The 7900-nt window shown below is 49.6% G+C and carries 8 protein-coding genes; 2 read left to right on the top strand and 6 right to left on the bottom strand.

What is annotated here, in order from left to right; genetic code table 11:
* The coding region (locus tag Q4544_RS15155; RefSeq protein WP_303507674.1) for an ATP-binding cassette domain-containing protein at nucleotides 1-197 on the bottom strand (197 nt) is incomplete at its 3' end.
* Nucleotides 198-211: 14 nt separating this feature from the next.
* Complete coding sequence (locus Q4544_RS15150; protein WP_303507672.1) at nucleotides 212-1309, bottom strand: PotD/PotF family extracellular solute-binding protein; 1098 nt, start codon at nucleotides 1307-1309, stop codon at nucleotides 212-214.
* A gap of 102 nt (nucleotides 1310-1411) precedes the next feature.
* Here Q4544_RS15150 and Q4544_RS15145 point away from each other — a divergent pair, with 102 nt between their 5' ends.
* The gene (locus tag Q4544_RS15145) at nucleotides 1412-2332 is read left to right on the top strand and encodes a LysR family transcriptional regulator (RefSeq protein WP_303507670.1); all 921 of its coding nucleotides are present in this window, start codon (nucleotides 1412-1414) and stop codon (nucleotides 2330-2332) included.
* A gap of 380 nt (nucleotides 2333-2712) precedes the next feature.
* Here Q4544_RS15145 and Q4544_RS15140 read toward each other — a convergent pair whose 3' ends face one another.
* Both Q4544_RS15140 and Q4544_RS15135 read right to left on the bottom strand, forming a co-directional pair.
* Nucleotides 2713-3726, bottom strand: a complete 1014-nt coding sequence (locus Q4544_RS15140) for a ParB/RepB/Spo0J family partition protein (RefSeq protein ID WP_303507668.1) — start codon at nucleotides 3724-3726, stop codon at nucleotides 2713-2715.
* Nucleotides 3723-4925, bottom strand: coding sequence for an AAA family ATPase (locus tag Q4544_RS15135; protein WP_303507666.1), 1203 nt, complete (start codon nucleotides 4923-4925; stop codon nucleotides 3723-3725). Before Q4544_RS15135 ends, Q4544_RS15140 begins: the two co-directional genes overlap by 4 nt.
* Before the next feature lie 529 nt (nucleotides 4926-5454).
* On the opposite strand from Q4544_RS15135, the gene Q4544_RS15130 reads away from it, so the two are divergent.
* A complete protein-coding gene (locus tag Q4544_RS15130; protein WP_303507663.1) occupies nucleotides 5455-6486 on the top strand; it encodes a replication initiation protein in 1032 nt (343 codons plus the stop codon).
* A gap of 110 nt (nucleotides 6487-6596) precedes the next feature.
* Here Q4544_RS15130 and Q4544_RS15125 read toward each other — a convergent pair whose 3' ends face one another.
* Nucleotides 6597-6995: a RidA family protein gene (locus Q4544_RS15125; protein ID WP_303507662.1), complete on the bottom strand. Its 399-nt coding sequence runs from the start codon at nucleotides 6993-6995 to the stop codon at nucleotides 6597-6599.
* Between the two features lie 42 nt (nucleotides 6996-7037).
* On the bottom strand, nucleotides 7038-7847 hold the full coding sequence (locus Q4544_RS15120; RefSeq protein ID WP_303507661.1) for an alpha/beta fold hydrolase: 810 nt from the start codon (nucleotides 7845-7847) through the stop codon (nucleotides 7038-7040).
* Nucleotides 7848-7900 lie beyond the last annotated feature (53 nt).

The raw sequence follows: 7900 nt of genomic DNA, 5'->3' as shown, positions 1-7900 counted from the left end.
TTCTCGCCTCCCAAAATTATGTCTCCTTCAGTGGGCATCTCGAGCCCTGCAATCATACGAAGCAGAGTCGTTTTTCCACACCCAGAAGGCCCAAGCAAAGCAGTTAGCTTGCCCGACTCAAAGGTGAGACTTGCGTTTTTTACAGCAACGACAGAGCCGTATTTTTTGCAAATTTTATTCATGGTCAAGTCGGACATGCACTTGTCTCCGTTTAGGCTTTGGCGATCATGCGGTTCCAGGTTTCTGCGATGAAGGTTTCTTCATCCACATAAACCTCGTGCGGTGGCCTGATCGCAGGGGAACCGGAAACCGACATAAATTCTGCTTCGGTCAAATCAGTTGCTGACCGGTCAACGACAGGCGCTGTACCAATTGTGCGGGCCATAATGGCCTGAACTGCCGGATCAGAGGTAAAGTTGATGAATTCATGTGCTTCATCTGATTTCGTAGAACCATTGGAAAGCGTCCAAGAGTTATAGCTGATCGGGCAGCCCTCTTTTGGGAACACAGATTCAATTGGATGGCCGTCCGCTTTCATCAAACCAGCGACGTCGTGGAAATACATACCCCCAACAACATCAAAGTTCTTAAGCGCCTGCTCCATCTGACTTTCAGCAGAATACCACAGCGCCACATTCGGCAGAATTTCACCCGTTTTCTCAATCGCTGCAACAATGCCGTCGCGGGACCGCAGTGTTTCTGCACCATCAAAGAACGTCGCTGCAACAATATCCAAGAAGTTAAAGTTTACTGTCTTTGGTAGCCCCAAAGAGGCCTCAAAGCGCTCGGTATCCCAGAATTCAGCCCAGCTTGTCGGAACGGTCACTTCGTCAGGGTTAACCACCATTGACGAAAAGAAGCTCAACGAGCCGACAGCCAAAATGCCTTCTTTCGCTTCATGCAAGAAATACTCATCCAGGTTGCCCACATTTGGCATACGCTTTGGATCAACCGGAGCAAACATCTCCCCCAAACGCTCGCCTTTTAGAACGTTGGTCGGTGTGTGCATCGACAAATCTGTCGGGATGTTACCCGCCTTCAAGGCTTGGGTCATGGTTTGCAGCCAGCTGGTGCTATCAGGCTGTGTCACGCTCTCAACCGCGATGCCAGTGGCTTCAGTGAACTTTGGATAGACGTGTTTCTTCAGGCTATTTTCAAAATAGCCGCCATAAGCACCCACTTTCAGCGACCGCGATTGCGCCAAGGCTGGCGCAGCCAACATACCTGACGAAAGCGCCAGGCCGGTCCCTGCTGAAGTTTTAAGGAAAGTACGTCGATTAAAGGTTTTATTCGTTATCTTAGATGACATGTCGAAACTCCCTAATTTATATCGAGCCGCATCAGGTTTTCCCTGCTTTGGCGGCAGTTCGAATAGGATAGAGACCTTTGAGTTTTGCAAAATAACATTTATATGGCACTCAGCGTAGGTTTTTCCTATACTGAAGATATGAATGTTCCTCTGAAACACCTAAACGCATTACGCGCATTCGAGGCCGCCGCTCGACACGAAAGTTTGGCTCAGGCCGCGCGTGATCTAAACGTAAGTCACAGCGTTATTAGTCAGCATATCAAAACTCTAGAAGCATGGTTTGGCGTTCCGCTTTTTGTACGCCTTGGCAACAAAGTTGCATTGACGGACGAGGGTCGCGAATTGCTGCCTCATATCTCAAGCGCATTCCAAACCATGAAAGATGCATGCTACAATATTCTTAAAAAACACCAGCGTGCTTCACTGAATGTTGTTGCCGAATCTGCGATTGCCTCACGCTGGCTACGCAAGCGCATCAATGCATTTTCAGAAGAGTTTCCGCGTATCGACGTTGATTTAACCGTCGCTTGGAAACCGCCGCTGCTGACAGACGGACAGGCAGATATTATCGTCAACTTCGAAACGCGCCGCCCCACATCTGGCGCCATTCATCACCAGCTGTTTCCCTTAGATTGTTTTCCAGCCTGCTCGCCAGAAATGTATGCCAAACTGGTAGACGAGCACGGGGCGGTTAATTTCGACGCCCTGCCCTTGGTACATGATCACGGCAAACAAATCTGGCAAATGTGGTACGCAAAATATGCCCCAGAAAGCGAAAACTGGAAATCTGGAAAAATCTATTCTGATTTTTCAATGGCCATCGACGCAGCCGTAGATGGCGAAGGTGCAATTTTGGCGGATGATATCATTTGCCAGCGCGAAATTGCCTCTGGTGCGCTGGTCCCATTGGATGTCAGAACGAAACGCTGTGCTTGGTATTCAGCCTCTGTTTCTAAAGAAATCTCAAAAAGCTCTTCGGCTTATGTGTTTTTAAGCTGGTTGCGGGCCTATCGCGACGCGTGAAGCACCCGTTAGGGTATTCGAGCCCGCCCAAGCTTACACCCACTCAGAGCCGATCACAGCACCACACAGCTCAACTACCCACAAATCGACGCAATCAGCCTCTACGCCGCTCTCTGGCGCTGTAGCGGGGCAATACTTGACCCACCAAAGAGACAAAAGTCCCGCGATAAAATCCGCGACGCGCTCTATGTGCAGACCCAGCGATCCCCCTGCCCGGCTGCAAGACGAAAAAACGGCAGCTAATCCATCAGGATTGCTGCCGTCGCGTGCATTGGTTTGTTTAAATGACTGAATGAAAGCCGCCCAAGCCTAAAAATTGTCAATTTTGATGTAAGCTACTGAAAATGAACAGTTTTTAAGAAAATTGCCAATTGGCAATTTTATAATCCCTCGCCACGGTCTAACAAAAACTTGTCCAGCAGCTTGCGCAGGTCAGCTGCTGGGATGTCTTTATCAATTTCCAGAAAAATCTGCCGACCTTTATCAGTGCGCTTGATTTGACAATCCGTTCCATGAGCACTGTAGGTGTGTTTTAGCGTTGGGCGTACCTTGCGCTTAATCATCTTCCCCTGCCCTGCGCGCTTTAGCTCCTCTAGGACTTTTGCAGGATCGTTCCAAGGCATCCCGTCAGATGTCGCACCCGCGGCGCGCATGTGACGAAGCCACATCGCGCGATCAATCACTTCAGCCCGAGAGTCAGTCTGCGCCAAGAAAGGTTTCAAAGTTCGTGCGTGCAATTCTTTGATGTCATTTGAGCTTGGGTAAGCTTGGATAATATCATCCGGCAACTTCGCCAAAAACAGATACCGGGACAACCAAGCCTCTGACACCTGCAACCTTTGCGCCATCGCTTTTTGCTTGCCGCCGTAATACAGTTTTACCGCTGCGGCGTAATCGCGGGCCCGCTCAAAGTCTGAGATATCCGCGCGGTCACGGTTTTCGATGTCAGCCAAACGAAAGGCTTCTTCATCGGAAAGATCGCGCACTTCGATAAGATATTTGAACTGCGGATAGTTGTTTGCTTGCAGCCAAGAGATCGCAAAGTGACGGCGCGCGCCGCAGATAACCTCGTAGTCAAAACCATCCTGATTGCTGACTTTGCGCACAACAGCCGGAAATTCTTGTTGTCCTTGCTGCTGGATACCTTCGATAAGATCGGCGCAGTTTTCTGATGTCAGCAGCGCATAATTTCGATTGTGCCGGTCCCACATTTTGCAGCGCGCGGGGTCGACCCAGTGCAGCGTTTTTTCACTGACTTCGCCACTTAACTTGTCACCGATCGCATTGCCGCGTTTTAGAAAACGGCTGGCGCTGCGATCTTTCTTTGCACTGCGTTCATCCGAACCAATTCCGCTCAGCACCGCATCAAAAATTTCATCGTGTTTTTTTGTCATAACAGCCCCTCCTGGCTCAGCGCGTCGCGTTGACTTGGCCATGTTTTTCGCATGAGGATTTCAACCTCGCGCCCAATGGAATCTAAATAGGCCCGGCAGCGTTTGTGGGTTTCAGTCCGTGTGGACGCGCCGGTCATTTCATAGACCGTTAACAGGTTCGCTGTTGCGTTATCGATTTCCGCAGAATCCTTTAGAACCGATTGCAACATATCCCCGGCAAAAACCGCATCCATCATCCGTTTGATCGCCACATGAGCTGACTTGCCATCGTTCATCTTGGTGGCGAGGATCTTTACAAATTTATAACTATGCGACCCACCAACTTGTTCTAATTCTGTGAGCGTGCTGGTCATCATTTTAAGGAAATGAACCGTCGAGCCAAAATCAACATTATTTGGCGGCGTCGGAACAAGAATAGCATCGGCTGCCCGCAGAACAGATAATGAAATCATGCCAAGCGCGGGCGGCGGGTCCAGCAAGATGACGTCGAAATGATCCCGGATGGAATTGATGCCTTCGCGCAGGCGGTCCAGTACAAAACCGGATTCACGGGCCATGCGACCGGCCAGTTCATATTCGGCATCATAGAGGCCTAAGTTTGCAGCAACCATCGCAATGCCGGGCCAGTAGGTTGCCCGTAAAGCGTAGCGCAAATCCTGCGGGCCGCCGTGTTGGAAAAATGGGTAAAGTGTTTCTTCGTCTTCGTCGATGTCGATGTCTGGGTTTAACCCAAAGATTGATGTCGTTGAGGCTTGGCTGTCGCAATCAATGACACAGACCCGATATCCTTGCAGTGCGAGATATTGGGACAGATGTGTTACGAGGGTCGATTTTCCAACGCCGCCTTTGAAGTTTTGCACGGCAAGAACCAGTGCTTCGTCATCTGGTGCGCGGTGGGGCAGGGTGCCAAAAATTTCGCGCATGTTGTTAATTTCGTGCAGAGCATAACCTTTGCGGCGTCCGGTTTTTGGGTCTTTTTCCGGTTCTGGTAAGCGGCCTTCTTTCTCTGCTTCTCTGATCAGCGTCTCTGAGCGGCCAATCATGTGGGCCGCAGTCCGTACATTAAACCGCAAGTCTAGGGCTTTTTGCGTGCCCGGTGCGAATACTTGATCACGTAGGCGATCAATGACAGAGCTGGCGCGATTTGATAAACGATCTAAGTCATCTAGTGCAATCGAGGGTAAGATTGGATTTGTCATGAAACCTCGCATTTTTGATTATTTTCGAAGTTTCGATGAAAAAGCAAAACTCGAAAGGTTAGTTTTGTTTTTTCAAAAGATAGAGGTCTTAGCAAGAAACATGTGGGTTGATTTTCATAATCCTATGAGAATAGGGGCTATCTGTGTTGGAAAAGACTCTTTGAAGCTCTGAATTTCTAGTTCTGATTCTTTTAGTTCAAGTGTTCGTGTGATCTATCCATTTGTTTTTAAATACGAAAATTGGGTTACTCTTACACAATGGGTGCATAAGCTTACATTTTGGGATCGTTAAACTTACAGATTGGGTGGGGAAAGCTTACGAATCGGATGGGGCATATTTAGGGTCTAAATTTCCCTTTGTTTTGATTCGTTTATCACTGGGAAATGCGGAATTTTCCTGAAATTGCTATTTCTTAAAAATTACTTATTGGGTGCGTGCGTAAGATTAAGCTTCTGTTGATTGACGTGAAATACCATTTCTCTTACAAAGTAAAAAACAAAAAGTAAGAGTTTGATGTAAGCAGTCGAAATGGCGGAAGACGTTAAAAAACCATACAGCAGTTTAGATGCAAAACCAAATGCGGATTCATTGATTAAACCCGGTGAGTTGGTGGATTTGGTTGAGGTGACGCCGCTGACATTGAATGACCGGCGCATCTATAACTTGATGTTGGAACACGCCTGGGAAGAGATTGATAAGCCTGTGGTGCATCATGTGTCTAAGGCGACGTTGCGGGGCAGTCATAATTCGAATGATCGGATCGGCGAGTCTGTTGAACGGCTGATGCGCGCGATTGTGAAAGTTTCGGTGCTGAAGGACGGTGAACCGGCGATTGAACGGGTGCAGCTGCTGGGGGGGAACATCGAACTCGAGCAGTCGGATGGATTGTTGTATTATGAAATCCCACGGGCGCTGCGAAAGATCATTAAGAACTCGACTGTCTTTGCGCGACTGCAAAAAGAGGTGATGTTTGCGCTTTCGTCTAAATATGCGCTGACGCTGTATGAGATGGTGCAGAAACGCGGGAACCTGCGCTTTAAATCCTCTGAGAAGTTTAAGCTTGAAGAGCTGCGAGGCATTCTTGGGGTGCCAAAAGGCAAACTGACAACATGGTCCAACCTGAACCTGCGCGCACTGGCGCCTGCGGTTGAAGAGGTGAACCAGTTGTCGGACTATGATGTGAAGATGACGCCCTATAAAGAGGGGCGGCGTGTGGCTGGCGTGGTGTTGGAATGGTCTAAGAAAACGGCGGCGGGACAGTCTGCTGTGGATCGCGAGCTGGAATATTCCAAAGTTGGTCGCAAAGCCCGCCTGGGTGGCCGCGTAGAAGCTGTTGTAGAGCAGCCGCAGATCAAGCCAAGGCCTGCGTGGTTGGATCGGGCAGGGGAGGCGCTGCGGCCTGAGACCTATGAAACCGCAAAGCTGCGCTATCCGGGATATGACATCTATCATGTGGAATCTGAATGGCGCAGGTGGGCCGCGGGTAAAGATGCACCGCGGGACGCAGACAAAGCCTATTTGGCTTTCTTCCGCCAGTTTGCAGAGCGCAATCCGATATAGGGCGGCTGTTGCTTACTGGGCTGTGTTGAAAATGTGTCTCTAACAGTTGAATAGAGACACATTTCAAAGGAAAAACCGCCCAAAGGCACTGCCAATGGGCGGTGGGATGCCTATTCGTCTACAACTGCGGCAATGGCGTCTACTTCGATTAGCCAGTCGTCTTCGATCAAAGAGCTCACCTCGTAGCAGGCAGCGGCTGTGCGGTGGTTCTTTAGGAACTCAGCGCTGACGCTATCGGCCTCTTGGTAGAGGCTGCGATCGGTGAGATACATCGAAACCTGAACCAGATGTGCTGTGGTTAATCCGGCTTCTTGAAGGATGCTTTCGATGTTGCCCCAGCAAATCCGTGCCTGTTCCGTCATGGTTTTTGGTACAGTTCCATCAGGGGCAACCGGGATTTGGCCTGAGATATAGATTGTGCGTGCGCCGGCAGGTACCTCGAGCGCATGTACATATGTGCCATAAGGTTCTTTTGTTCCGGCAGGCTTATAGGTTTTAAAAGGTTTCATGATCGTCCTGATATTATCTGTGCTGCTGCGTGTTTCAGCGTTCTAAGCGGTGGCAATGGCTTGGCCTGCGACGAAGCTTTCTATGGCGATGGCAAGTTCTGATGGGCGCTCGCTGGGAATTTCATGACCGCAATCCAAATATACTTCTCTGGCACCGGAGATTATCTGCGTCACACGCGTTTGCATCATCTCAACTGGAAAAAATTTATCGTGGATTGCGCCAACGATAAGGGTTGGCGGCATTGTAGCTGCGATAACTGCCTGTTCAAAATCATCTCTGAAGCAGTGGTTTAGAGTCTGAAATAGGACGGTATGGCTGATTTCAGCGGCCTGCTTGATCCATAGTTCTGATGTTGCATGTGGAATGGGCTGCGTGATCATCGCGTGATGCGTTTCGCGCATCGCATCGCGACTACCAGCATAGCCTGCAATTTCTGCGATTTCAGAGTCAGCGATGTCGATAGCGCCCGCAGGGCAACCTGCAACCAATATCAGCCCAGAGACGCGCTTTGGAGCCAAGATAGGCACGTGTTGTACGTATTTGGCACCCATAGATTGGCCAATGGCTACGAATGTTTCCATACCCGCGGCATCCGCGACATCCAGCACATCTTGGGCTTGTCTTTCAGATGTGTAATTGCCGCTGCGTTCGCTAGACTCGCCTTGACCGCGCAGGTCGAAAATCAAAATGCGCAGACCCTCTAGTGATAAGAGGGCAAGTGTTTCGTCATAATAATCTTTGGTGCATCCCCAGCCGCCCATAAAGATAACATTCACAGGTCCGTCGCCTGCAGTTTTATAGACAAGGGTTTCCCCATCGGATGTTTGGGCTTTGCCGTAGGAAAATTCCATTCCGCCACATTCCAGTTTGTTGGTTTAAAGAATGAGGTGCCCCAATGTAGGGC

Origin of the sequence: Cognatishimia sp. 1_MG-2023, from assembly GCF_030548175.1 — a bacterium.
Classification (GTDB): Bacteria; Pseudomonadota; Alphaproteobacteria; order Rhodobacterales; family Rhodobacteraceae; genus Cognatishimia.
Note: the sequence above shows the minus strand (reverse complement) of the source record. Positions and strands in the feature narration are given on the sequence as shown.